The following is a 25,107-nucleotide window of genomic DNA, read 5'->3' as shown; positions in this document are numbered from 1 at the left end:
AATATGGATATCATCAAAAGTATAGCTTGTGCGTTCTTATTCCTGCCGACTCTGGCTAACGCACAGCGACAGGAAGTCCCGGTTTATCTGGACAACAGTAAACCGGTGGAAGAACGGGTGGAAGACGCTCTTTCGCGGCTGACACTCGAAGAAAAGGTTGCGCTGACGCACGCCCAGTCCAAATTCAGTTCGGCCGGCGTTCCCCGTCTGGGAATCCCCGAATGCTGGACCACCGACGGCCCGCACGGTATTCGTCCGGAAGTGCTTTGGGACGAATGGGATCAGGCAGGATGGACCAACGACTCGTGTGTGGCCTTCCCGGCCCTCACCTGCCTGGCAGCCTCCTGGGATACGGAAATTGCCCGCCTTTACGGAAAAAGTATCGGTGAAGAGGCCCGTTACCGCAATAAAAATATGCTGCTCGGACCGGGTGTCAACATCTATCGGACTCCGTTGAACGGCCGTAACTTCGAATACATGGGTGAAGACCCTTATCTGGCCGGCCGGATGGTCGTCCCTTACATCCAGGGCGTACAGGCGAACGGCGTTGCTGCCTGTGTCAAGCACTATGCACTGAACAACCACGAAGTGAACCGTCATACTACAAACGTCATCGTCGATGACCGGACTTTATATGAAATCTATCTGCCTGCGTTCAAAGCGGCCGTCACCGAAGGCAAAGCATGGGCCATCATGGGGGCGTACAACCTGTATAAGGACGAGCACAACTGCCATAATCAGTTCTTGCTAAACAACATCCTGAAAGGGGAATGGAAATTCGACGGCGTGGTTGTCTCAGACTGGGGCGGCACGCATGATACCGGGGAAGCCATCCGGAACGGACTGGACATGGAATTCGGAAGCTGGACAAACGGGCTTTCGAACGGTTCCAGCAATGCCTATGACAACTATTACCTTGCATTGCCCTATCTGCAACTTATCCGTGAAGGGAAAGTTGGAACCGAAGAGCTGGACAACAAAGTCCGTCGCATTCTCCGTCTGGCTTTCCGCACCAACATGAACCCCCAACGTCCCTATGGCGCCCTTTGCTCGGACGAACACTTCGATGCGGCCCGCCGGATCGGCGAAGCAGGGATCGTCCTCTTGCAGAACCGCGACAACGTATTGCCTATCGACACCGATCAAGCCAAACGTATCCTGGTCGTAGGTGAAAACGCCATCAAGATGATGACCGTCGGAGGCGGTAGTTCATCGCTCAAAGCCAAATATGAACTCTCGCCCCTCGACGGACTAAAGAAACGTATCAACGGCCGTACGGAAGTACTTTACGCTCGCGGCTATGTAGGGGATCCGACCGGCGAATACAACGGAGTTGTCACCGGCCAGAATCTTCGGGATGACCGGTCGCCCGAAGCCCTGATCGACGAAGCTGTCGAAATGGCCCGCACAGCCGACTATGTCATCTTTATCGGCGGACTAAACAAAAGCACGGGACAGGATTGCGAAGATTCCGACCGCGCCGGCCTCGCCCTGCCTTACGACCAGGACCGGGTAATCCGCGCCCTTGCCGCAGCCAATAAGAAACTCATTGTCGTAAACATCTCCGGGAATGCCGTTGCCATGCCCTGGCTCAAGGAAGTGTCGGCAGTCGTACAAGCCTGGTATCTCGGAAGCGAAGCCGGAAATGCTCTCGCCTCTATCCTGCTGGGTGATGTCAATCCTTCCGGCAAATTGCCTTTCACCTTCCCCAACGCATTAGAGGAAGTACCTGCTCATAAATTAAACACCTATCCGGGCAAGCCTCGTGAAGACGGCAGCCATATCGTCGACGTGGAATATAACGAAGGACTCTTTGTCGGTTACCGCTGGACGGACAAGGAAAAGATCCGTCCCCTCTTCCCCTTCGGACACGGATTGAGCTATACGACATTCGAATATGGAAAAGCGACGACAGACAAGAAAGTGATCAAAGCCGGCGAACCGGTCACCTTCACCGTCAACGTCCGGAATACGGGAAAACGGGAAGGCTCGGAAATCGTGCAACTCTACATCAGCGATAAGAAATCATCCTTGCCCCGTCCGGTAAAAGAGTTGAAGGGTTTCAGCAAAGTACGCCTGCAACCCGGCGAAGCGAAACAGGTCTCCATCACTGTCAACACCGATGCTTTGAGCTTCTTTGACGACAGCAAGCACGAATGGGTAGCCGAACCGGGAGAGTTCGAAGCGCTGATAGGAGCCTCCTCCACTGATATACGCGACCGGATTAAGTTCGAGTTGAAATAAATCGACCAAGGCATTCCACAAATACCGTTTGTGCCGTACAGGAGTGAACAACCCGGCAAACAGAACGGTTTATGCGGAATGCCTTGTGTTTTTATAAACACCCGTTATTCATGTCACAGCTGTAAAACAAAAGAATGACAACCGTAACACAGAAGGAAGACAGTTGTAACATGAAAAGAATACGGCTGTAACATGCAATAGAAGAGGGGGAATCAGTTCTTCTTCAACGTATAATCCGTCACACCCAACGACTCGTATGCCTGGAGCAACGCCTCGTCGTTGTCGGATATCATCAGGAGTTTATCGTTCTCTTTCAGTTCCGTGTTGCCTTTCGGGATGAAATAGAGGCCGTCGCGTTTCACCATAACGGCCAGCGTATGGTCGGGCAAGGTAAGCTCCATCAGCCTGTTGCCATGTGCAAGGACGGCCGGGGTAATATCTATTTCGCTCATGGCACTCTTGATCTCTTCCGGCAATTCGATTCCAAACTCGTTTTTTCGCTCCGGCTCGTCCACCAGCCCAAGCCATTTGGCCGCCTGCGTAACGGTTGTGCCCTGTATCAGGAGGGAAAGGATTGTGATAAAGAAAACCACATTGAAGATCGTGCCGGCATGCTCGATCCCAGCAATCATCGGATAAGTAGCAAAGATGATCGGCACGGCTCCGCGAAGCCCCACCCACGAGATATACAGCTTGCCTTTCACCGAAAAATTCTTGAACGGCAGCAGGCAAAGGAAAACACTCAGCGGACGGGCCACCACAATCATAAAGAAACCCACCGTCAACCCGATCGGCGCTACCGGAAGCAACTCGTGCGGATTAACCAGCAAGCCCAGCGTAAGGAACATCACTATCTGCCACAGCCAGGTGAAGCCATCGAAAAACGTCCTCATACTCTTCTTATGCACAATCTTAGCATTCCCGACCACCAGTCCGGCAATATAAACGGCCAGGTAGCCGTTGCCCTTGCACAGGGTCGTCACCGAGAAGGTGAAAAACGCCGTTGTCAACAACAGGATCGGATACAACGACTCATTGTCGATATCGATATGATTGATAATATACACAGCTAACTTCCCTAACAGGAAACCGGCGACAGCCCCGACGGAAAGCTGGATAATCAGTTGCAACACGGCGTCTTGTAAGTTCATGCCTCCCACCTGGATATAAGCGATCAGAAGAAGCGTCAGCATATAGGCCATCGGGTCGTTACTACCACTCTCCAACTCGAGCGTCGGCCGCAACCGTTCTTTCAGGTAGACGCCTTTGCTACGCAGGATCGAGAAGACGGAAGCCGAATCGGTTGACGACATGACCGCCGCCAACAGCAAAGACTCTGCAAACGGTAGCGCCTCATATCCGGTCGCAAGGATGGAAATATAGTAGATAAAGCCGCCCGTAATAAACGTCGTAGCCAACACCCCCACCGTCGCCAGGATGATACCCTGCGTCGCAATCGGTTTCACTTCGGACACCTTCGTGTCCATACCACCCGAAAACAGGATGATACTCAACGCCAGCATACCGATGAACTGGGCGATATTCGGATTACTGAATTGTATCCCTAACCCGTCGCTGCCGAACAGCATACCGACACCTAAAAACAATAACAAAGCGGGAAGCCCGAAACGGAAACCGGCCTTACCGGCAAAAATACTGAAGAAAAGAATGACAGAAGCAATCAGCAAGATTCCTTCCGCACTGTGAAACAATTCGAATTCGTGGAACATAGGCTTATAACGGTTTACTCTTGTAATTTATCACTTCAAAGTAAAGAAAAAATAACGATATGCACAACAGGTTAACACTTAAAAGCCAGTCTTACCGGCTGACTAATAAATATATTCCGTATATTTGTGCTGATAAAATTAACGCTATGATTAAAACAAATCTATTCCTGCTATTGTTCGTTCTCCTCGTGGGAACTTCATGCAACAGACAACGACATTTCATTTCGGACGATACGTTTCGTGCCGAAGTAGAACAGGACTTCCAGGCCAAGAAGGCCGCCCTGCCGAACGGGGACCTGTTTTCCGTCTTCAACCAATCGATGACACCCGACGAGAAGGAGGCGCTGACCTTCCTTTATGCCTATATGCCCATCGGGGATATTACGGATTACAACGGACAACTCTATCTCGACAATATCCGCAGCTCGTTCCGGGCGCGGGTGGAAATGCCGTGGGGCGACAGTATCCCGGAAGATATCTTCCGCCATTTCGTGCTTCCCGTACGTGTCAACAACGAGAACCTCGATGAGAGCCGCATGGTCTTCTACGAAGAGCTGAAAGACCGGGTGAAAGGCCTGTCGCTCTATGACGCCGTGCTTGAGGTGAACCACTGGTGTCACGAGAAAGTGATCTATACGCCTTCCGACGCCCGCACAAGCTCGCCGTTAGCCTCCGTCAAGACGGCCTACGGACGTTGCGGCGAAGAGTCGACCTTCACGGTGGCCGCCCTCCGCTCCGTCGGTATTCCGGCACGCCAGGTCTATACGCCGCGTTGGGCGCATACCGACGATAACCATGCCTGGGTGGAAGCCTGGGTAAACGGCAAATGGTACTTCATGGGGGCTTGCGAACCGGAACCGGTGCTCAACTTAGGCTGGTTCAACGGACCGGCCTACCGGGGTATGCTGATGCACACGAAGGTATTCGGCAAATATAACGGTCCGGAAGAGGTCATGGACGTGACCGACGGCTACACCGAAATCAACGTGATCGACAACTACGCCCCGACCGCCAAAGCGACCATTACGGTTGTCGACGCGGATGGCAAACCAGCCGCCGGAGCCGACGTTGAATTCAAGATATACAACTATGCCGAGTTCTACTCCGTAGCCAACAAGAAGGCGGACGCGCAAGGCAAGACCTTCCTCTCCGCCGGTAAAGGCGATATGCTGGTATGGGCGACCAAAGACGGCAAGTTCGGCTACAGCAAAGTATCATTCGGAAAAGACAACGACGTGACCATCACCCTCGACAAGAAGCCGGGCGACATCGAATCCGTCACCCTGGACATCATTCCTCCGGTAGACGGCTCCATCGCAGCGGAAGTCACGGACGAGCAGAAAGAGGCCAACGCCAAACGCCTGCACGAAGAGGATGTGATCCGCAATAAATATGTAGCGACCTTCTACACCGAAGAGAAGGCGGAAGCCCTCGCCAAAGAGTTAGGCATCGACCCGCTGAAGACGGCGGATTTCCTGATCGGTAGCCGCGGTAACTGGCGCGAAATCGAGAAGTTCCTGCGCGAAGCCCCGGCAGACAAGCGTCCTATGGCAATGGACCTGCTGAAAGCAATCTCGTCCAAGGACCTGCGCGACACGCCGGCATCCGTACTGGCCGACCACCTGAACAACACGCCGGCGGTGCAAAGCTCCCTCTTCACCGAGTATATCCTCAACCCGCGTGTGGCAAACGAGTTCCTGACTCCGTACAAGCGGTTCTTCGCCTCCAACATCGAACCCGAGCAGGTGCGAAAGGCAAAAGCCGACCCACAGGTATTGGTCGACTGGGTGAAGCAGAATATCACGATCAACGACAGCCTGAACCCGCAACGCATCCCTATCATGCCGATGGGCGTATGGAAAGCACGTGTGGCTGACAAAGGCTCCCGCAATATATTCTTCGTCGCCGTCTGCCGCAGCTTAGGTATCCCGGCACGCATCGAGCCGGTAGCGGGGAAAGTGCAGTATGCCAAAGGCGTGAACTGGGTGGATGTGGACTTTGAAGCAGCCGAACAGACGACAGCCCGGCAGGGTAAAGTGATCGCCTCCTACCAGCCGATCAAGGCCCTCCAGGACCCGAAATACTACAGCCACTTCACCATCGCGAAAGTATTGCCGACCGGCAAGCTGCAAACCCTGAACTTCGAGTCGGGCGACGTGGACATGGGCGGTGGCGACACCTGGAGCGCCTTGCTGAAGAAGCCGCTCTCATTAGACGAAGGCAACTATATGCTCGTAACCGGTACGCGTATGGCAAACGGCAGCGTGCTGGCGGAAATAACTTTCTTCAACGTAGAACCGGGCCAGACAAGCAACATCAAATTAGAGATGCGTGAAAGCGAAGACGACATCCAGGTGATCGGTAACTTCAACTCCGAAAACACCTTCAAGCGCGCCGACACGGGCGAAGAGACGAGCCTATTGGCCACCACCGGCCGCGGCTACTACATCGTCGCCATCCTCGGCTCCCGCCAGGAACCGACCAACCACGCCATGCGCGACATCGCCGCCGTCAAGAAGGACCTCGAAGAATGGGGACGCGGCATGGTCCTACTCTTCCCTGACGAGAAAGGCTTCCAGAACTTCGACCCGAAAGAGTTCGGCGACCTGCCCGGCACGATCACATACGGCATCGACACCGACAAGACGATCCAGAAAGAGATCGCCGCCGCCATGAAACTGCCGAACGCCAACACCCTCCCGATCTTCATCATCGCCGACACCTTCAACCGTGTCGTCTTCGTCTCCCAAGGCTACACCATCGGCCTGGGCGACCAGTTGATGAAGGTGATACATAAGTTGTAAGAGAAGATAACAAACGTAAGGGCGAGCAAACCTCGCCCTTACTTATAACTGGAAATGATATAGCAATAATCCGAGATATCCGCTTAAATCACTATCTTTGCAATCATCATCCATTAACCGGAAGTAATATGACAGCATTAGAGTTACAAACCAGCAAACAAAGCCTTATTGAATCCATTCTTTCCATAGAGGATGCCGAGACGATCGAGAAGGTTAAGAAATACGTTCACCGTATATGCAAGTCGGGGGCGGCAAAAACAGAAGACCGTCCAGGCCCTTTAGTCATGACCGATGAAGCATTCAGGGAAACCGTTATCCGCTCGACCCAAGAGTTCCGCAACGGAGGCAAAACCTATACACAAGAAGAGATGCGTAAAATAGCAGAACAATGACCTACACCGTTATCTGGCTCGAAAAGGCAAAGGCCGCTTTCGAGCAACAAAAGAACTGGTACCTTAACACTATGGGCAGACATGCCGCAAAAAAGTTTACAGATGCCATATTGAAAGACGCGGACCGCTTGGCGAAATCCCCTCACCTCGGTCAAATCGAGCCTATATTGGAAGACCTGCCCGAACATTACCGTTCGTTAGTCTGCGGTAAACACTTCAAGCTTGTATATTTCATAGAAGAGACAACTATCTACATCGTCGCAATACGGGATTGCAGACAATCACCTGGCAAGTTAAGAGAAATCATTTAAGGAGGGCGACCCCTTTATTCTTTGCACAGGAAAGGAAACTTTTCTTCCATCCGCCGATGCACTTCGGCTGAAGTATAAACACGTCCGGCTTGCCTGTCTTCTTCCGATCTCTGGAGTGCAGCTATCAGCTCTTCCCTGGTGAATTGCAGGGCTGGGACACCACCGGGCATCAGGTCTTCCTCTTCCTCCTCCGGTTCAGAGACGCGCTGTGGTTCACGGGCGTCGTCTTCATCATATTTATAAGGCTTTGTTGTCATATCCGCACCCCTTCCTTCATCACGTTCTCATAGAAAGGGGAGAAACGCTTGCCCCATTCCTTCAAGGCCTCGACAAACGGATTAATCTGGATACCGGTTTCCAGCTCGATGTCATAAAGAGGCTCTGCAAGCTTCATCTTGTCTTCCAACGTTATCCGTTCTTTATCCATTAGTATCAATAAATCGATGTCACTGTCCGGACGGGCATCGCCACGGGCTTCACTGCCGTAGAGAATGGCTTGGGAGCCAGGAGCTACACGGCGAAGAGCTTCGCGAATGCGGTTGACTATTTCGGGACGGGTCATACAGAACTCCTTTCTTCTTTAGTTAGTAAATACGTACTGCACACAAAGATATAGTAATAATCCGAGATATCCGCAATCTCTATGAAAGATTGCGGGCCGCCCACCGCCGCAGTTTCTCTTTTGCCGGCCGTTTCAACGGACGGGGGAAAAGGACATGAGGCAAAGCCTCTTCCTCTGCGGGCTTTAGCCCCTTTCATGCAAAGCGAGGTTGCAGGTATTTGAAAGGAGGTTGAAACCCACAGAGGAATCCGGCAAGGCCGGGTGTTTATCCACCCATCAATCCCCCACCTTGAACGACTCGCCGCCGAGGACTACGATGCACGGCCCGGCCGGTTTCGGCAGCGTGCTACTGCCTGCCGGCAGGAGGGCAGTGCGGAGGAGGCGGCCGTGGAAGTCGTAGAGGCGGGCGGACGTCGGGGCAGGGACGGTGATGTGGAGGAGGTTGCCGAAGGAACGGACACAGACGTCGGCAGCGGGCACGGAGCCCGTGGCCGTCGGGTCGTCATTGCGGACGATGCCGGTGATCGAGACCGTGAGGTCCTGCTCCACATCGCGGATGCGGTATTTGAGCGAGCCGTCCGCCAGCACCTCCGGCGTGAGCGTCTCAGTGCCGCGGCGGTCGATGGTAACGACAGGCTGGGACCGGTCGTAGTCGGCGTCGAGCGTCAGGCGGAAAGGGAAGCTGTAGCCCTCCTCGACCGTATGGCTGCCCGTCTTGTCCAGCCGTGCGCCTTCGACCTCCGGCAGGGTGACCGTGTAGTAGCTGACGACAGGCGGGATGTAGGGAGGCGCGCTCTTCTCGGTCACTTCGACGGGGAGGGAGCAAAGGGCGGTATAGGCAGAAGAGGTTTCGCCGGCATCCTTCAGCTGATAAGCGACCTTGCAACGGTACTTGCCTTTCCCCACTTCTAAAGAAGCAGAACCTCCAAAGCTCACAAAAGTCCAGCCTGTGTCTTCTTTCCATTCCTGCCAATCGTAAACATACGTGAGGTCAGGAGTGTTGTTCGCCCCCTGTTGCTCCGAGACGCCGGCAACCGTCAGCGTAGTCTTGCCGCCGGGAGCGACCTCCGCCGTCCCGCTAACGGACGGGCGGGAGATGAGAAGGGTGTCGCCAGAGGTAACGGAGGCTTTGACCCGGTCGACCAGGCCGATCCGATCGATAAAAGTACCGCTGTTCGCAAAAGTAGTCGACGCGAGTGTACCGTTGCCGCCTATATTCAAAGTTAAAGAGCCGCCATGCTCCACCCGGACATTCCCGAGCATATTAACGGTATTGTCTAACAAATAGAAGAAAGCGTCCTCCTTCACCAACAGGCTGTCGGTGATGGTAACACCTTTCAGTAGGACATGGTTAGTCCCTCTCGTCGTTATACACAACTTCTTCACCTTACAGGAAAGCACGTTGTCGAAGTGCGTATCTTTATCCACCTTCCCTACTCGATATGTGTATTGGTTGGTCAGGGTTATGCTATCCGGGGGAGTAGTAAACTCCTCCATTGGCAGCCCCACATAGCCATAATACTGCAACCCGCTACTTTCCGGTGCAGTAAACTCGTTTGTATAGGTAGTTGCATATTGTCCGTTTATCGACACACGACCGTTAAACGGTGTAGCGCTCCCCTCCTGATATAAGTTATAGACGGTGGTATTGCCCTCTACATTGGCGGCGAACGATTCTGCCTCGGTGAAATAGGAACCGAACACCTTCTCGGAGAAGGTGGCGGCAACCTCGTTGCCGCCGTTCTTCTTTAGTGTCAGTCTGGCGTCGTCAAGAAAAGAGTAGTAGAACTCCCATTTTATTGCCGGGAAAGAGAGAGAACTGCTGCTTCCGATATATAAAGCGTCCAAACCTCCTGCTGCCCGCAGGATGCCGCCGTCTTCAATCACTACTTGTGAGTTACTAAACAGGTTACATCCCCGGTCTGATCCATAAGCATAGACAACCCCTTTGCTTCCGATCGTGAGCTTGGAAGAGGATTGGGTATAGATGCCATAGCCGCCGGACACATACGCCCTCAACGTATCATTCACCGTCACGCTGCCGCCGTCGATATAGAGACTGCTATACTGCCAGTAGTTCCCACTCGACCCTTTTGCCTTCGGCATCTCGAGCACCACCGGCACCTCCATCGTCAGCGTGCCGCCTCTGACCTGGCAGGATTTGGAGCGGAGGCTGTCGCCCTGGATGATGCAGGCGGTGCCTGCCGGGACGAGGAGGGTGTCGAGGGCGCAACCGGCTTGGGCGTAGAGGTGGTAGGGTTTCGACAGGTCATTTGGCGTACCGGTCTCCGGCGTAAGGGTCAGGGTGCGGACGTTGCTGCTGTTTTTACCCTTAATGAGATAGCAGGAGTCGGGCTTCAGGAGGGTGATGAGGCCGTTGGAATAGTTGTACTGGTTCTTACTATCCCCCGAAGAAACCGACGAGATGTCTATCACATACGGATTCCCCTCTTTACCAAGAGGAAGCTCTTCCAGATACTCAGCCTTGGCAAGCGCGGGTTGACCGGGGTTGCCAGCTGAGGCAACAGCACTGAAGGTGCTGAGTTTCGGCAGGTTGTCGGGGGGCGTGCCGGTGCCGCTGGTTGTCCAGACGGCACCTTCACCGCCGGTCGGGAAGAGGAAAAGGTCGGTGGTGAGGCCGGCGTCGATGCCGTCGAAGTAACTGCCATCAGGTGTAGACGTTATATTAATCTTGGTAGAGGCGTAGCACTGCGAGAAGGAGGAAGAAGAGCCTTTATAACCGGATATACGTCCGAGGTAAGGCTGATTACCAGAACCGGAAGTACTCCCCGACAGTCCCTTCTTGTTCAAGGCGAGGGCTTTGGAGAGAGTGCCGTAGTTAGTGCCGGTGATACCGCCGACATAGTAGTTAGAGGAGGTGTTTGTCCCCTCAACCTTTCCTGTGGCATACACGGAAGTGATAGAGTGACCTAGTTCATTAGTACCGGCTATTCCACCGGCATAAATACTTTTACTACCCGACGCAGATACATCGACGGTTGCATAACAGTTCTCCACTGTCCCATAATTATCCCCGACGATACCGCCAACCGAACATGAACCTTCCCCCGTTATAGTAGCACCGGCATCACCAGAGACGAAGCAGTTGCGGATAGTGCTGTTTCCGCTATAACCGGCTATGCCACCGGCATAGCAATTAGGTGCGTTGCCTTTTATCCCTTCCGCCGCAACCCAAACACCGACGTTGCTGACCAAAGCATTTTTTATAGACCCGAACAGGCCGACGTTGACAAAAGCACCTTGCGTTGTTACCGTCGTATCCGCCTTCAGCCCCGCCACAAGCTTATGGTTGCCGTCGAAGGCGCCTTTGAAAGGTTTACTGAGGTTGTCCCCTATCGGCGTCCAGTAGTGGTCGCGGAGGGAGAGGCTGTCGTCGGTTAAAGAACCGTACAGCTCGACCGTGCAGCCCTCGAAGCCGGGGCGGTGGGGGTAGTTGGCGGTGTTAGTTTCGTCATCTGCCTTATAGAAGAGGCCGTCGTTTGTGACTTTGGCAATCCAGGCGAGGCCTTTCGCGGTTTTGACGGTGTAGGTGGTGTCGTTGTCGGTGACGGACAAGGCGACGTCGGTCGGGCTGTCGGAACTACTGCCGACGCTTACGTCTGTGAGCTGGTCGTGCCAGAAGGTTTTCTCGGGGTCTGTTCCACCGCCTTGCGCCTTTGCCGGGAGGGAAAGGAGGAGGAGGGAGAGGAGGAAGAGGGTTGTTTTCATGATGATGTTGTGTTTAGTTACTCCCTCCCCCGCCTGCGGCGGGTACTCCCTCTATAAACAGAGGGAGAGCTAAAGGATGTAACAGTTAATAATCAGTTGATGTAACAGTTTATACTTAGTTTATTATAGTGTCTGACATAGCATCTAAAACTATCTCAAGTTTGTGTGTCAAGCATAGCATCTAAAACTATCTAAAGCTCTCCCTCTATTCATAGAGGGAGTACCCGCGCGAGCGGGGGAGGGAGTTGTAACATCTCCCCCCGTATCTCCCCCAGCACCCCTTCTATATGCTCGAACACCTCCCTATTCTCAAACCTGATCACCCGTATCCCGTGCAGCTGCCCGAGATACTCAGTCCGTGCCTCGTCATAGATGCGCCCCTCTTCCGTGAAATGCCCCGCCCCGTCCAGCTCGACGGCCAGGCGGCATTCGGGACAATAGAAATCGAGTATGAAGCAGTCTACGCTGAACTGCCGGCGGAAACGCATTCCGTTCATCTGCCGCCCTTTGAGTCGGGTCCAGAGGAAGGCTTCGGCCGGCGTTCCGGCGGTACGGAGTTCGCGGCGGAAGGTGAGAAGAGTGGGGCGGTTGGAGTGTTGCATGGTGTATGTGTTGTTTATATTATATAATATGTATACTCCCTCCCCCGCTTTCGCGGGTACTCCCTCTATAAATAGAGGGAGAGCTGTAGGATGTATTAGTTTATAATTAGTTTATGTATTAGTAACAGTTTATAATCAGTTTATATAGTGTCTGCCATAGCATCTAAAACTATCTCAAGCTCTCCCTCTGTTTATAGAGGGAGTACCCGCGAAAGCGGGGGAGGGAGTTTTAGCTATTTATTCACAGCCCGTGACCTTACCACTTCATGCTCTATGAACTTACCACTTCACAGTCCATGAACTTACCGCTTCACGCTCTATGAACTTACCACATCTGGCTCTGCTATGTTACCACATCGTCGTCCGTGATGTTACCACCTCACCATCTCCAACCTTACCACCTCACCATCGGTGACCTTATAACCTCACCACCGGTGAGAAACCGCCCCTACACATACGGGCACAAAAAAAGCGTGAGTTACTGTTTACGCTTATCTTGCCAATCAGGTCTTCGCATTACCTTTACTGAAGATAAGCAACAGCACTCACGCCATTATCCTATATATACGGCCGAGGGGGCCACCTATATACAAACAATGCACGTGAGCGTTTGTTGCTACCATCTCTCCAGTAATGAATCAAAGTTGCGAAGTTCGATTGGCAAGAGATGATATCTTAAAACGCTTTCCGAAATCAATATATGCCGAGGGCGGACAGAGGGAAGCACCGGCGCTCCGGGCTTGCGGGTCTTCTGCTGCACTCGCACGGCAAATATAGGGAAAGGTTTCAGGTTTACCAACATTCAGGCAGGTAATTGTTTCACCCGACCGCTGCAAAAGTATGGTTTACTTTGCTTACCGCCATAAAAAGCCGTGGGACAAACCGTGGGACAAATGCATGAAATACCTATCTTTACCCCCGAAAACGACATAAAACGCGGTATCATGAAACACCTGCTCCTCTTTTTGCTCCTTATCCTCCCCTGCTACGCCTTCGCACAAGACGAACTCACTGAGGCGGCCCGTACCGCCACGCGGCTGTATGAGACACGCCAATATGACTCGGCGATCGTCCTCTCGCGCCGCGTGCTCCGCGAGCTACCCGAACATCCGGCGGGCAATCCGGACACGTTGAAGGAGGCCGTCTCCAACCTCTGCCTCGCCCTGCTGCGTTCGGGTAACGACAGTCGCCGGCCGGAGACGCTGACGGCTTTCTTCGACAGCCTGCGCACCTCGGATCATCCGTTCCTCGCGCGCTATATGCATCCGCTCCTGCCTGCCGTCTCGGCGCTCAACCACAGCACGGCAAACGACGGCGAGGAAGCCCTCCGCCTGGCAGATGCCTTTGCCGGCACCCCGCCGGCCGCCGACTTAGCGCAGGAGCTTTTCGCCGCCGACGCCATGGCGCGTGTCTACAACTATTGGAGCCGGACGCCGCAGGCCGCCATTGCGATGCAGGAACGCGCCGTCGAGGCGCTGCGCCGGGGCGGACGGACGAAGGATGCGCCGTACGTGCTAAGTTTCCTCGGCTACTACTACCGCCGCAACGGGGAGTATGAAAAGGCGGCACAGCTCTTTATCGAAGCAATCGAGCGCGGACGGTGGACGAGCGGCAAGGCGGGACATCATGAGCCTGCCGCCCGCCCGACACAGGGGACGGTCTATGCCTACGCCAACCTGGCGGCGCTCTACAGCTCGTTCAGCCTCAACGACAAGGCGCTTGAGACGACGGCCGACGCGTTGGAGTGTTCCTTAGCGGCGGACAGTTTCCTGTTGAGCGACCTTTGCCGCTTCCGCTCGTTGGCTTTCTCGGAACTGCACCGATGGGACTCGGCCTTCTTCTACAACAGCAAGGCGGAGGAGGTAGCCCGACGGACGGGCGACCGGACGCGGGTTTACATCTGCCGGCGTACGGCTATTGAGCTGCAACTCTCGGCTGCCGGCGAAGCCGATGGCGGACCGTACACGGGCCTCGCCCCGGAACTGCTCCGGGAGGCGGCCGCGCTTTATGCTGACAGTACGGCGGCACGCTTGGTGGACAAGGTGCCGGCGCGATTCCTCTACGGACAGGTGTTGGCTGCCTCGGGATCAACGGGCGAAGGTATCCGGCTGATGGAGCAGGCGGTGGGCGAGTTGGCGCAGATGGATTGGCAAGAGCAGTATGCCGCCTCGTCGCACGTCTTGCTCGACTGGTATGTACGGGAAGGACGGTTGCGCGAAATGGCGGCGTTATATCCTGCTGCCATGGCGGCGGCGGATTCGCTGAACCGGGAAGAGAAACTGAACGCCGCTATCGGTGCGAACGTGCGCTACGAGACGGGGCGCAAGGAGCAGGAGAACCGGGCGTTGACGGCGGAGGTGGCGTTGAAAGGGCGTACGCTGACGTTAGCATGGGTGTCGACGGGGGCATTAGCGTTCCTTCTCCTGGCGGGCGGACTTTATTTCCGGCAACGGCAACGGCTGTTACGCCGGGTCAGCGAAGCGCGCCTGGCACAGATTACTTCTCTCTTGGACGGGGTGCATACGCGGGATGAGCAATATGCCAAGCTCTCGCAGGTCTTGGGCGAACGGGAACAGGAACTCAAGGAGGCTTCGCGCCGGCGGGATATCAGCGAGCTGCATGCGAAACTGTCGAAACCGCTCTCGGGTCCCAGCGAGGTGGCGAACTTCCGGCAGAGCTTCCAGTCGGTTTGCCCGGACTATCTTCCGGCCCTGCACAGCCGGTGTGCCGACCTGACCCGCATGGACGAACTGATCGCCATGCTCCTGTTCCTGAAACTGAACAACGATGAAATCGCCCTTACTTTAGGCATCTCCCGCTCCGGCGTCAACAAAGCCCGTAGCCGCATGCGCAAACGGTTGGGACTGGTCGAGACGGGGGTGGTGTTGGAGGAGTTTTTGCAGGGGTTAGTATAACAACTACCGACGCCGGCGTACACTCCGGACCGGGGCGCTCTTCTGGGCTTTGGGGGCTTTTACTTTGACTTCCTTCTGCTTGCTTTCTTTGACGGCTTCTGTTTTCTGGCCGCGGGCGGAGACGGTTGCGCTCTTGGTCTTTTTGCCTTTTGTGTCGGCGGCAAGCTGGGCGGTGTCGGGTTGCAGGTAGAGAGACTTCTCGAAGGTGACGAGCTGGTTCTCGATGCGTTCCTGTTCGCGTTTCAACGAGTCGGGTGTCGGGCAATAGGCTTGCAGAGGCTGGTTCATCAGGTTCTGCGTCTTGAAGATATCGCCCTGGAACATGCGGCGGCGGAAGTAGTCGTCGAGCGTGAAGGTCATGGCGTTGTTGATGTTAGACGTCATGATATAGGCGGTGTTGATGTAGGGACGGAGGTCTTCGTACGGAATCCAGAACATCGGCATCGTGTTCTGTCCCATATCGTCCACGATCGTCAGGATCGGGCAGATCGCCAGTGTCTTGACATCGAACACGGAGTTGTTCTGGTCGAAGTACCAGGCTTCCTTCACATAGTAGGAACGCACATCGCCGGAAGGGATGTCGCTTTCGTTCACGACGAAGCTGGCCGGTTCGTTATTAGCACCCGCCGTCTCTTCGTAGTAGATGCGGCAGCGGTCGAGCATGACTTTCAGGTCGAGCTTGCGGTTGTCGCTGAAGTCCTCGTAGCCGTCCAGGTATTCGTAGGCGGAGAGCTTACCCTCGCAGACCAGCTGGAAGATGATGGAGAACAGGTTCATCTGTCCGTTCATCGGCTGGGTGGGATAGTAAAGGGGCGCATTCTGCTCCTTCGTCAGGTCTATCTGGCGGTAGATGACACGCATCCAACGGGCGTTGCCGACGTGCTGCGTCATCCGTTCGTTCATATCCTGTGCACGCACGGTCAACTCGGGCATGCCGCCTTCTTTATTCTCGTCGGCACGGGCGCCACGACTCGCTTCGGGACCGCGCCGTCTCTGCTGTTGCTGCTGCGCGTTGCCGGCTTCCTCCTGCGCCTGCATGGAGAGGGAGGCGAACAGGGCGGCAACGAGGGTTGCTATGTAATAAAAACGTTTCATATCTTTATCTATTTGGGGGCGGGTTTGGAACCTGCCCCTACGTTCGTTAATTTACGATTACTTCGACGGTCGGAATGGTTCGTTCCTTATTGTCCGGACCTAACACTTTCACATGGGTGATGTAGAAGCGTTTGCCTCTTGCCAGACGGCGGATATAGTCTTTCTGGCGTTGTGAGAACTGGCTGCCTTGCGTGACTTCCGGGATGATGTTACCCATCGAGTCGTAGAAGGTAAGCTCGAAGCTCAACACCTTGAACGGCACGTTCAGCAGGTCGTCGTCGATAGCGGCCTGGATGCCGTCGGCTTCCAGCAGGCTCCGTTTGGAGAACTGGCCGCCGCGGAATTTGCGGACGTTGCCGTTCTGGTCCTTATACTCGATAAAAGGCATCGGGTCCGGCAGGGGACGGACACGGAAAGTCGTCTTCGCCATCTCTACGCTGCGCCCGTCCGCCATCTTGGCATGGACAGAGACGATAGCGTCTGTTCCGACTGTTGCAGGACGCGCTTCCCAGAGGTCGCCTTTACGCGTCAATGTTCCGTTTGTCATCGTGGCCGTCACATTGCTGCTCGGTACACCCGGCACAGCGATACGGATCGGGTTGACATATCCTGCATACAATACATTCATCAAGACCGGTGCAACCGTCGCACTCGGCTCGGTCACGAAATATTCGCTTTCGAACTCACGGCGCATGACGCTTCCGTCACTGCCCGGCATTTCGATATATCCTTTCACCGGATAAGTGCCCGGCGTACCGGCTACGGCCGTAAACATGCCGTTCGCGTCGTAAGGCAGTTCCTTACCGTTCACAAAGACGGAAGGACGCTTGGTCGAGTCGACGGCAGAGAGAACGATATTGGCTCTATACTGGCTGCCGCGCATCACGATCTGGCTTTCCGGAATCACCTGGGCGGTAATCTGGTTCACACGATAGTCGCGCACGTCGACACTGCTCAACAGGTTCGACAAGACTTCACCTTCGGCATAGCGGATGTCGCTCTGCATCTTCGTCAACAAGGTGACGGCTGCCGCTACCGGCATATTCTCGAACAAGGCTTCCTCCCACGTACGGGTATTGATTCCCGGCTTATGAGGCGCCGTCGTCGACAGGCTCGCTTCGATAATGCGGGTCTTGGCGGAGTCTTCCACCATCTCGCCCAACATCATGCGATAGGCCTCGATGCTTTTACGCAGGTTCTTCCCTTCACCCGAGACAGGCGAGAGCATCACGCGGGAAGCGGCTTCGAGGTCGTCCTTATGGTCGATGTTATTGACATTGGCATTCTTACCGTCGGCAATCTGTGCGATACGCACCTTCAGGTCCTGCACATAGTTGTACAGGCTGTCGGAAGCTTCTTTCACCTTCATACCCTTTTCGTACCATTCGCGCACCTTTTCGGGGTTGCTCTGATAATAGTCTTTCAGCTCATTAGTGACAATATCGTTGCGGCTGGAAGTATTATCGATAGAGGTTCGCAAGCTGTCTTCCACCAGTTCGAAACCGTCGAGCACCTCCGACGACACGTTGAGTGCCATCATAGCGATGAACACCAGATACATCAGGTTGATCATCTTCTGACGGGGCGAATTGGGATTATTTGCTATTCCTGACATATTCGATTACTTCATTGGGTTGTTTGAATACGGAGCCTGCTGTTGGTATCCGTACGGCTGCTGATACGGCTGCTGGTAATTCTGCTGTTGCGGCTGTTGTTGCTGCGGCTGCTGTTGGTAAACAGGTTGCTGCGGCTGTGCAGGTTGTTGATAGCCCATGTTGACTGTCATGGCCTGCAACAGGCGGCTGTAGACCTGGTTCAGTTCAGCCAGCTGACGCGTCATCTTTTCCGTTTCGTTGCGGAAGACAGAGCTGTCGACTACAGAGCCGTCGTACATTTCGCGGATGCGGTTCAGGCCGCCGTTGATATGTTCGATCGATTCGATCTGAGAACTGATGCTCTTCAGCTGTATTTCGTAGATTGTGTTCAGACCGGAGATATTGCGGTTCAGCATCTCCATCTGCTGCACATAACCGCGTGAATTCTGGTTGATGCCGTCGGAATTGTCCGTGATGCTCTTATAGGAATTAAGCAGCGTGTCGGACACGTTGGTCAGCGAACTGGTCACCTGGCTGAAACGCTCCATGTGTTCGGACATGCCGGAGAGTTGTTCCAGATATTTCTGGGTGGCTTCCGTCAGTTCTGCCATTTTGGAGATCTGTTCGGCTGCACCACTCAGCTTCTTGATGCTGTCGGAGAGATTCTTGGTGTCTTCTTCGCTCACATCCAGGCCGAGGTTACCCAAACCAGAGGCAGGCTTGCCACCCAGGCTGATGTTCAGACCGCTACCGGTCTCATCCTCTTCCGCCGCATTCATCATGCCCGAGATCGTACTATTGGCAAAGTCCGGACGGTCCAGCGGGTTTTTAGACTTCAAGACGGGGAACACTTCTTCCCAGTGGTATTCCTTGTTCGGACGTTCGAATGCAGAGATAAAGAATACCAACGCTTCGACCGTCATGGCGATAAAAAGGATCTGGTTACCATACGGCAAGTGTAATAATTTGAACAGGGCGCCGATAATTACGATGGAAGCACCCCAGCTATAACAGAAGTTCAGCACCCGCTTACCCTTTTCGCTGGCGAGGTACATTTCGACTCTGTTCTTATATCTTCTATATTTTCCCATGATTGTATATTTCTTTGTTATTTCTTGCTTTTACCTCTCGAGAAACCGATCTGTGTACGGGCGCAACGGAAACCGATGTAAGAACGTGTTTCGTTCTGGTACTCGAAGGTGCGCATATCCGAACGGATGAACTGTGCCACGTCTTTCCAGGAACCGCCGCGAACGACTTTCTTCTTCATTGCGTACGGGTCTTCCTTAGCCGCGTTATAGCGCAGGTCGGGGTTCATATCGCTCATCTGGCTCGGGCCGGACTCGGAATAAGAGGTCGAGGTCCATTCCGCCACGTTACCCGCCATGTCAAACAGGCCGAATTCGTTCGGGGCGAAGGAACCGACGCGCGAAGTGATCAGATGTCCGTCTTCCGTATAATTGCCTTTTCCGGGCTTGAAGTTACCGAGGAAGCAGCCTTTACTGTTCATCAAGTCGTCACCGGCCCAGGGATATTTGTTTTCGTTCTTGCCTGTACGGGCTGCATATTCCCACTCGCCTTCGGTCGGCAGGCGGAACGGTTCGATCGCCTGTCCGCTGGGGAAATTGAGAGATTGCTTGAACAAGTCGGTACGCCATACGCAGAAAGCGGTAGCCTGTTCCCAGGAAACACCCACTACAGGATAATCGTCGTAGCCGGGATGCGAGAAATACATACGCATATAAGGCTCGTTGTAAGCATTGTTGAAGTCGTTCACCCAGCAGCTTTCATCCGGATAGACATTCACGATGCGGGTATGCAGGAAATCCCAGGGACCGCTCAGCTGGCGGGTAATGGTTTCGTTCACGATCTCACCTTCTTCCGTAATGTATGCCGTATCTTTGGAGATCATGATCACCTCGTTCGGGTCGACCTGTATATCGGTATTGCGCACACGGGCGGCGGGGTCCAGATTATGCTTGCGCAGGGCGGCCGATGTGTAGTCGTACCACTCATATTTATAGACCATCTGCTTCGGGTCCAACGTCTTCTCGCCCGTCACCGGATTTACGGTGTAGACGCTCTCGATCGCCCGGATCTCGTCTTCATTGGCACGTTTCCAAGGGATCGGACGGCTCCAGTCCAGATGCGGAGTAACCGGTTCTCCGTATTTGTCTTCGGTAATCTTAAACAGGTCGTTGCCGCCATAGGCAGGATCGGCCAGGCGTTCGCGGATGATGGAGTCGCGCACCCAATACACAAACTGGCGGTATTTGGCATTCGTCACCTCCGTCTCGTCCATCCAGAAAGCATCGAAAGAGACGCCTTTCGTTTCCGGGTTGATCCCCCACAGGGAATCCTTATCGGCGGGTCCCATTTCGAACGAGCCTCTTTTGATCAGAACCATCCCGTAAGGGGCCGGTTCGTTAAACGCAACCGATCGTACCCCTGTCACTTCACCCCCGCCGCCGGAGAGGGTTCTGCCACATGAGGTAAACAAGGCTACTGCCGCAAGTACTAACAATACTTTTTTCATATACTATAATATACGTACACTTTTGTGTCTATTCTTTCCTGACTTCGATTTCTTCAACTTTAATTTGTAGCTCACCACAACCTCGTGGCTTCCACTCGTCCCTTTAAAGATAGGTGTGGTTGGAAAATCATAAGCGTATCCCACTTGAAAACTTCCGATCTTCGCCCCTAACAACAGGATCACCGACTCATTCACACGCCAGGAAAAACCTCCGTTAAACATCTTATTATATACCAGCCGGGCGGTAATATCCGCCTGAAAGCTCTGCATGTCCGTTTTCAGGAATACAGACGGCTGTAATTCATACAACGGGTTTCGAAACTGAATATTGTATCCGCCCGTGAAATTATATGTGCTGGTGAGATACATAGAGGAATAATCGTCCAAGGCGATCTCCGTTTTGTTCAGGTGCGTGACGCCCAAGCCGGCATAAAACTTCTTATGCGTGTAATAAAGGCCGACATTCATATCGAACCCCATACCGTTCACCTGTTTCTGTGGGATCGCTTCGTCCTGTTGCTGGTGGAACTGGCTGGTCGGATAAAAGACCTTTTCGCCGTCGAACGACTGGTTCACGAACCCGAACTGGATACCGGCGCTCAACGTCCCCCCGAACAACTTCTGTTTGTAGGCATACTGCAAGTTCAGATGCGTATTCTGGAACAGACCGATCCCTTCGGTAAAGATAACCACTCCCACCCCGTTATTGGTCTTACCTAACTTCAAAGGCATATCCGCATTGATAAAAAACGATTTTGGAGCTCCCTCTATCCCGATCCACTGAAGGCGTGAGAGAGCCAGCATGTTCAAATCTCCCGAAACACCTGCATACGCCGGGTTATAGTATCCCATCGCCATGAAATACTGGCTTAGCTGCGAGTCGTATTGCGCCCGCACCCCCGTGACACTGGTAACTAAAAGAATAATAAGCAGGAGATATTTCTTCATATATCATGAAACGGAACAAAAAAGAATAAATTGTATATTCATTTATCCATTCTTTTCTCTAATTACCCAATTTTCTACATTTATACCTTTCAGACGAGACAAATGCTTGACATTTTCTGTTACCATAACAAGATTGTAACCAATGGCTGTACAACCAATAAACAAATCCATATCATCAATCAAGGTACCTTGCTTTTTCAATAAAGACTTTTGGTTTGCATACAGAGATATAATATTAGAAATAGGAAGAACCTCCATATCCGAACAGAAAGAGTTGACTAACTGAACATTTCGCTCCGGATTATCACTATTCTCCGCTCCATACAAAAGTTCTGCAACCGTTATTTCAGAGATACAGCAATTACCCCATCCCTCCCTCATAATCCTTTGCATCACTCCGTATTTATTACGTAGCAGATAAATACAAATATTACTATCAAGTAAATATTTACGTTTCATATATTTAGAATTGTAACGGCTCCTTACCGGAAGAGTGACGCCCGTCATATATATCTTTTACGATCTGGTCCGCATCACGGCTATCACTCCATGCACCACTATATTTATCCAGCATCTCTTCCGTAAGATCTTTAACGGATTCTTCCGAATGAATCACAGATTCGGTCAAGCGGGCAGCCAGACGCAATTTAACTTCATTGCTGAGTGACTTCAACATATTCCAATATGAATTTGTCAAGCTTAAAGCATCATCCATAATATTCGTCCTTAAATTATTAACTCTACAAAAATAAGTATTTAAGCCGAGAAAAACAAACGAGGCGTTCAATACAAACACGGCTCACCCGAACATTCCAGTTAATCCGATCGTACGAATATAAAGAAACACTTTTAGAAAAGCGAATTTCACCCAAATATTCACCTTTCCAAAAGTGCCACATAGTATAAAACATCAGCGCGACAAACCAATCCTAATTGTTCATCGCGCTGATATTTAATGTTCTAATTTATTTTCGAGAATCTAATATTCTTCTTCGTTGAAGAAAAAGTCTTCTTTACTTGGATAGTCGGGCCAAATGTCTTCCATACATTCGTAAATTTCACCCTCATCTTCCATTTCCTGCAAATTTTCAATCACTTCCAGTGGAGCGCCTGAACGTTGTGCATAGTCAATCAATTCATCCTTGGTTGCAGGCCAGGGTGCGTCTTCCAATTTTGAAGCTAACTCTAATGTCCAATACATAGCTGTCAAGTATTAATAACCACCTCGGTGGTTAGGTTCTCAAATTTTCCGCAAAAATAAAACAATATTCTTTAGATGCAAGTATAATCCCAAATAATTTCTTTGCCATTATTCCGCAGACATTCCTTGCGCGCCAGAACAAACAGATAATCAGACAGTCTGTTCATAAAAACGAGAACAGGTTCTTCAACAGGTATCGTCTCCGCCAAGCGGTAAATCTGGCGTTCGGCACGCCGGCAGACCGTACGGCAGACATGCGCCAGTGATGCCGAGCGGCTTCCTCCGGGCAAAACGAAGTTGCGCATCTTAGGCAGTTCATTGTCGAGGCGGTCTATCTCCTTCTCGATGCGGGTGATCGTTTCCGGTGTCACCCAGCTTTCCACCTTCAGCTCGGTGTTTTCCTGGTCGGTTGCCAGATAGGAGCCGATTGTAAACAGTTTGTGCTGGACGAACAGCAAGAAATCCTGGTCGGCCTGTTCTTCCAAAGAAGTGATCAACAAACCGATGAACGAATTCAGTTCGTCGACCGTACCGTAACTCTCAATACGCTGGTGTGCCTTCGATACGCGCTGTCCACCCACCAGGGAAGTGGTCCCCTTATCACCGGTACCGGTGTATATTATGCTCTTTTTCATATGACAATAACTTGGTTCTTTATTATATAAGCGTACATCCTCGCCGGATGTTGCAAAAAAGGAGTACAATATTCGCCAGAATCTATGAGCTGTGCAAGGATTCGGATTATTTATTTCGATGGGAAAGGCGATTTAGAAATAAAAAGGCTTGTATTAATAAAAAAGAAATATACAATAACCCCCTTTTCAGCCGTTTTTCTATTTCGCCCGAAATCTTGATCGATTTTGAATTGACTCTTTTCATGGTTTTAGCCTTCCCGGCCGACACTCTATAAAAAAAGGTGCCGAGCCCATTCCAAAAAGTGTGCAATTTGATTGTCGAAAAGGCGAAAACACCGACAATGTGATAAACCTTAACTCCCGGAGAATCGAATATTTCAAAACAAAACGGACGGCGTTCCAAATATCCAAAGAAAATTTTGGAAGCTTGTTGCCGTGAAGTGCGCAGAAAATTGCCTTGACCCGGCACTTCATCGCTTTAAAGATTGACTTCGTGCTATATGAAGTCCGACTTCAGGGCAATAAAGTTCCGGATCAGAGCGATAAAGTCCCTCTTCATGGCGATAAGGTTCCGGATCATAAGAAAAAGTCCCTTTTTGACGGCTGAAAAGTGGGTTGACATTTATTGAATTTCGGATGTCTTTCGAGACTGAAAAATCCGTTTTATACAATAAGCCCCCTAAAATAGTTGCAAGTTAAGAGTTATTACCCCAATTTTATATCAGAAGTAAACAATATAATCCCTCTTATGCAGCCTCTTGTTAAAGAAAACGATCCCCATCGAATAGAGGTCGATCGTCACGGTCACTTCCGGATGCCGGCAGATTTCCTGCCAGAAGTCGCGCATCTTGCGGCTTGCCTTGATGCCTTCGAAGACGAAGACCGTATCGCCGTGCACATGCTTCAGGCATTCTTCGAACAGCCAACGGTTATTTTGCTGCTCATACAGGGTATTGAAAAACACGAAATCGAGCTGCGGCATCTCCTTCAGCGCTTCGGGCAGTAAATCCTTATAGCTGCCGACACGCAAGTCGATCGGGCTGCGCGCCGCTTTGTCGAAAGCGATACGGGCGATAGAGGCAAACTCGGGGACAGTCTCCAAAGCGATACACCGCACATCCGGCGAGTAGGAAGTCAGATACAAGGTAGACAGGCCCATAGAAGGGCCGAACTGAAGGATATGCCGGGACTTGAAATAGTTGGCCAGGCGAAAGAGCAAAGCGCCGTGTTTCGCCTGGATCGCTTCCCGCTCGACGATCTGCCCGATCGTACGGCTGCGCAACCGGCCTTTCTGCCGGCGATCGGGATAAGTGATCCGATTGTCGCGGAAAAGAAGCTGCTTACGGATCAGTTCGATATCGTAGAAGCTGTAATAGGGACAACGTTCCTCGATCACTTTCGTAATCAGGTTGAAGACAAAAGGGGAATGGACGCCGAAACCCTTGCGGTAACGGATGCCTCGATAAAGAAGTATGCCTTTTCTTAGTGTATTAGCTTTGGGGATTATCTGCATGAATTATTAATTATAGGTTTTACCTTCGGGGGTAAATGATGATTTAGCGACGTTGTCTTAGGGCTGTAAGCCCGGCAGATCTCAGCCCAAGGCGTGAGCCTTGGGTTAAGGAAACGTATCTCTCCCCCTTCTCTTAGCCCTGTAAGGGCGGCACCGGTAACATCCTGTGTCACAAGGTATCGCCCTTACAGGGCTCGAAGACGGGAGATGGTCGTGTGTAAACCCAAGGCTCACGCCTTGGGCTATGATCTGTCGCCCTTACAGGGCTTTGGGCGGTTCGCGAACCGCCCCTACG

At 52.5% G+C, this 25,107-nt stretch carries 20 protein-coding genes; 5 read left to right on the top strand and 15 right to left on the bottom strand.

From position 1 onward, the window contains the following. Window positions 1–3: 3 nt before the first annotated feature. On the top strand, window positions 4–2,244 hold the full coding sequence (locus tag DWU89_RS08860; RefSeq protein WP_115499292.1) for a glycoside hydrolase family 3 C-terminal domain-containing protein: 2,241 nt from the start codon (window positions 4–6) through the stop codon (window positions 2,242–2,244). Between the two features lie 212 nt (window positions 2,245–2,456). Here the strand turns inward: DWU89_RS08860 and DWU89_RS08855 are convergent, their stop codons facing one another. Then, window positions 2,457–3,974 carry a potassium/proton antiporter gene (locus DWU89_RS08855; RefSeq protein WP_115499291.1) on the bottom strand — a complete coding sequence of 506 codons (1,518 nt, stop codon included), beginning with the start codon at window positions 3,972–3,974 and terminating at the stop codon, window positions 2,457–2,459. 146 nt (window positions 3,975–4,120) lie between these two features. On the opposite strand from DWU89_RS08855, the gene DWU89_RS08850 reads away from it, so the two are divergent. The 3 genes from DWU89_RS08850 to DWU89_RS08840 all read left to right on the top strand — a co-directional run bounded on the left by DWU89_RS08850 (window position 4,121) and on the right by DWU89_RS08840 (window position 7,481). Then, complete coding sequence (locus tag DWU89_RS08850) at window positions 4,121–6,778, top strand: transglutaminase domain-containing protein (protein WP_187574928.1); 2,658 nt, start codon at window positions 4,121–4,123, stop codon at window positions 6,776–6,778. A 128-nt stretch (window positions 6,779–6,906) separates the two neighbouring features. Then, window positions 6,907–7,170 (top strand): hypothetical protein, encoded by a 264-nt coding sequence (locus tag DWU89_RS08845; RefSeq protein ID WP_115499289.1) that lies wholly within the window; start codon window positions 6,907–6,909, stop codon window positions 7,168–7,170. After that, window positions 7,167–7,481, top strand: a complete 315-nt coding sequence (locus tag DWU89_RS08840; protein ID WP_115499288.1) for a type II toxin-antitoxin system RelE/ParE family toxin — start codon at window positions 7,167–7,169, stop codon at window positions 7,479–7,481. Before DWU89_RS08845 ends, DWU89_RS08840 begins: the two co-directional genes overlap by 4 nt. 14 nt (window positions 7,482–7,495) lie before the next feature. On the opposite strand, the gene DWU89_RS08835 is transcribed toward DWU89_RS08840, so the two are convergent. The 4 genes from DWU89_RS08835 to DWU89_RS21260 all read right to left on the bottom strand — a co-directional run bounded on the left by DWU89_RS08835 (window position 7,496) and on the right by DWU89_RS21260 (window position 12,374). Further along, window positions 7,496–7,738, bottom strand: a complete 243-nt coding sequence (locus tag DWU89_RS08835; RefSeq protein ID WP_115499287.1) for a hypothetical protein — start codon at window positions 7,736–7,738, stop codon at window positions 7,496–7,498. Continuing rightward, a complete protein-coding gene (locus tag DWU89_RS08830; RefSeq protein ID WP_115499286.1) occupies window positions 7,735–8,043 on the bottom strand; it encodes a nucleotidyltransferase domain-containing protein in 309 nt (102 codons plus the stop codon). Before DWU89_RS08830 ends, DWU89_RS08835 begins: the two co-directional genes overlap by 4 nt. A gap of 276 nt (window positions 8,044–8,319) precedes the next feature. Beyond that, the gene (locus tag DWU89_RS08825) at window positions 8,320–11,772 is read right to left on the bottom strand and encodes a GLUG motif-containing protein (RefSeq protein WP_115499285.1); all 3,453 of its coding nucleotides are present in this window, start codon (window positions 11,770–11,772) and stop codon (window positions 8,320–8,322) included. 209 nt (window positions 11,773–11,981) lie between these two features. Further along, window positions 11,982–12,374 carry an endonuclease domain-containing protein gene (locus tag DWU89_RS21260; protein ID WP_115499284.1) on the bottom strand — a complete coding sequence of 131 codons (393 nt, stop codon included), beginning with the start codon at window positions 12,372–12,374 and terminating at the stop codon, window positions 11,982–11,984. A 944-nt stretch (window positions 12,375–13,318) separates the two neighbouring features. Here DWU89_RS21260 and DWU89_RS08815 point away from each other — a divergent pair. Next, the gene (locus DWU89_RS08815) at window positions 13,319–15,289 is read left to right on the top strand and encodes a helix-turn-helix transcriptional regulator (protein ID WP_147292110.1); all 1,971 of its coding nucleotides are present in this window, start codon (window positions 13,319–13,321) and stop codon (window positions 15,287–15,289) included. Between the two features lie 3 nt (window positions 15,290–15,292). Here DWU89_RS08815 and porN read toward each other — a convergent pair whose 3' ends face one another. The 10 genes from porN to DWU89_RS08765 form a co-directional block, all read right to left on the bottom strand. Beyond that, the gene (gene porN / locus DWU89_RS08810) at window positions 15,293–16,384 is read right to left on the bottom strand and encodes a type IX secretion system ring subunit PorN/GldN (protein WP_115499282.1); all 1,092 of its coding nucleotides are present in this window, start codon (window positions 16,382–16,384) and stop codon (window positions 15,293–15,295) included. A gap of 46 nt (window positions 16,385–16,430) precedes the next feature. Continuing rightward, window positions 16,431–17,999, bottom strand: coding sequence for a type IX secretion system motor protein PorM/GldM (porM, locus tag DWU89_RS08805; RefSeq protein ID WP_115499281.1), 1,569 nt, complete (start codon window positions 17,997–17,999; stop codon window positions 16,431–16,433). A gap of 6 nt (window positions 18,000–18,005) precedes the next feature. Then, window positions 18,006–19,070, bottom strand: a complete 1,065-nt coding sequence (porL, locus tag DWU89_RS08800) for a type IX secretion system motor protein PorL/GldL (RefSeq protein WP_244205880.1) — start codon at window positions 19,068–19,070, stop codon at window positions 18,006–18,008. A gap of 17 nt (window positions 19,071–19,087) precedes the next feature. Next, window positions 19,088–20,515, bottom strand: a complete 1,428-nt coding sequence (gene porK, locus DWU89_RS08795; RefSeq protein ID WP_115499279.1) for a T9SS ring complex lipoprotein PorK/GldK — start codon at window positions 20,513–20,515, stop codon at window positions 19,088–19,090. Between the two features lie 3 nt (window positions 20,516–20,518). Further along, window positions 20,519–21,463: a PorP/SprF family type IX secretion system membrane protein gene (locus tag DWU89_RS08790; RefSeq protein ID WP_115499278.1), complete on the bottom strand. Its 945-nt coding sequence runs from the start codon at window positions 21,461–21,463 to the stop codon at window positions 20,519–20,521. A 42-nt stretch (window positions 21,464–21,505) separates the two neighbouring features. Then, entirely contained in the window at window positions 21,506–21,922 is a 417-nt protein-coding gene (locus DWU89_RS08785; RefSeq protein ID WP_115499277.1) for a type II toxin-antitoxin system VapC family toxin, read from the bottom strand. Between the two features lie 4 nt (window positions 21,923–21,926). Further along, window positions 21,927–22,178: a hypothetical protein gene (locus tag DWU89_RS08780; protein ID WP_115499276.1), complete on the bottom strand. Its 252-nt coding sequence runs from the start codon at window positions 22,176–22,178 to the stop codon at window positions 21,927–21,929. 264 nt (window positions 22,179–22,442) lie between these two features. Next, window positions 22,443–22,664: a DUF2795 domain-containing protein gene (locus DWU89_RS08775; protein ID WP_005633363.1), complete on the bottom strand. Its 222-nt coding sequence runs from the start codon at window positions 22,662–22,664 to the stop codon at window positions 22,443–22,445. 71 nt (window positions 22,665–22,735) lie between these two features. Then, window positions 22,736–23,299, bottom strand: a complete 564-nt coding sequence (locus DWU89_RS08770; RefSeq protein ID WP_115499275.1) for a cob(I)yrinic acid a,c-diamide adenosyltransferase — start codon at window positions 23,297–23,299, stop codon at window positions 22,736–22,738. A gap of 721 nt (window positions 23,300–24,020) precedes the next feature. Continuing rightward, the gene (locus tag DWU89_RS08765) at window positions 24,021–24,812 is read right to left on the bottom strand and encodes an O-methyltransferase (RefSeq protein WP_115499274.1); all 792 of its coding nucleotides are present in this window, start codon (window positions 24,810–24,812) and stop codon (window positions 24,021–24,023) included. Window positions 24,813–25,107: the final 295 nt, after the last annotated feature.

Source organism: Parabacteroides acidifaciens (genome assembly GCF_003363715.1).
Lineage (GTDB): Bacteria > Bacteroidota > Bacteroidia > Bacteroidales > Tannerellaceae > Parabacteroides > Parabacteroides acidifaciens.
Note: the sequence above shows the minus strand (reverse complement) of the source record. Positions and strands in the feature narration are given on the sequence as shown.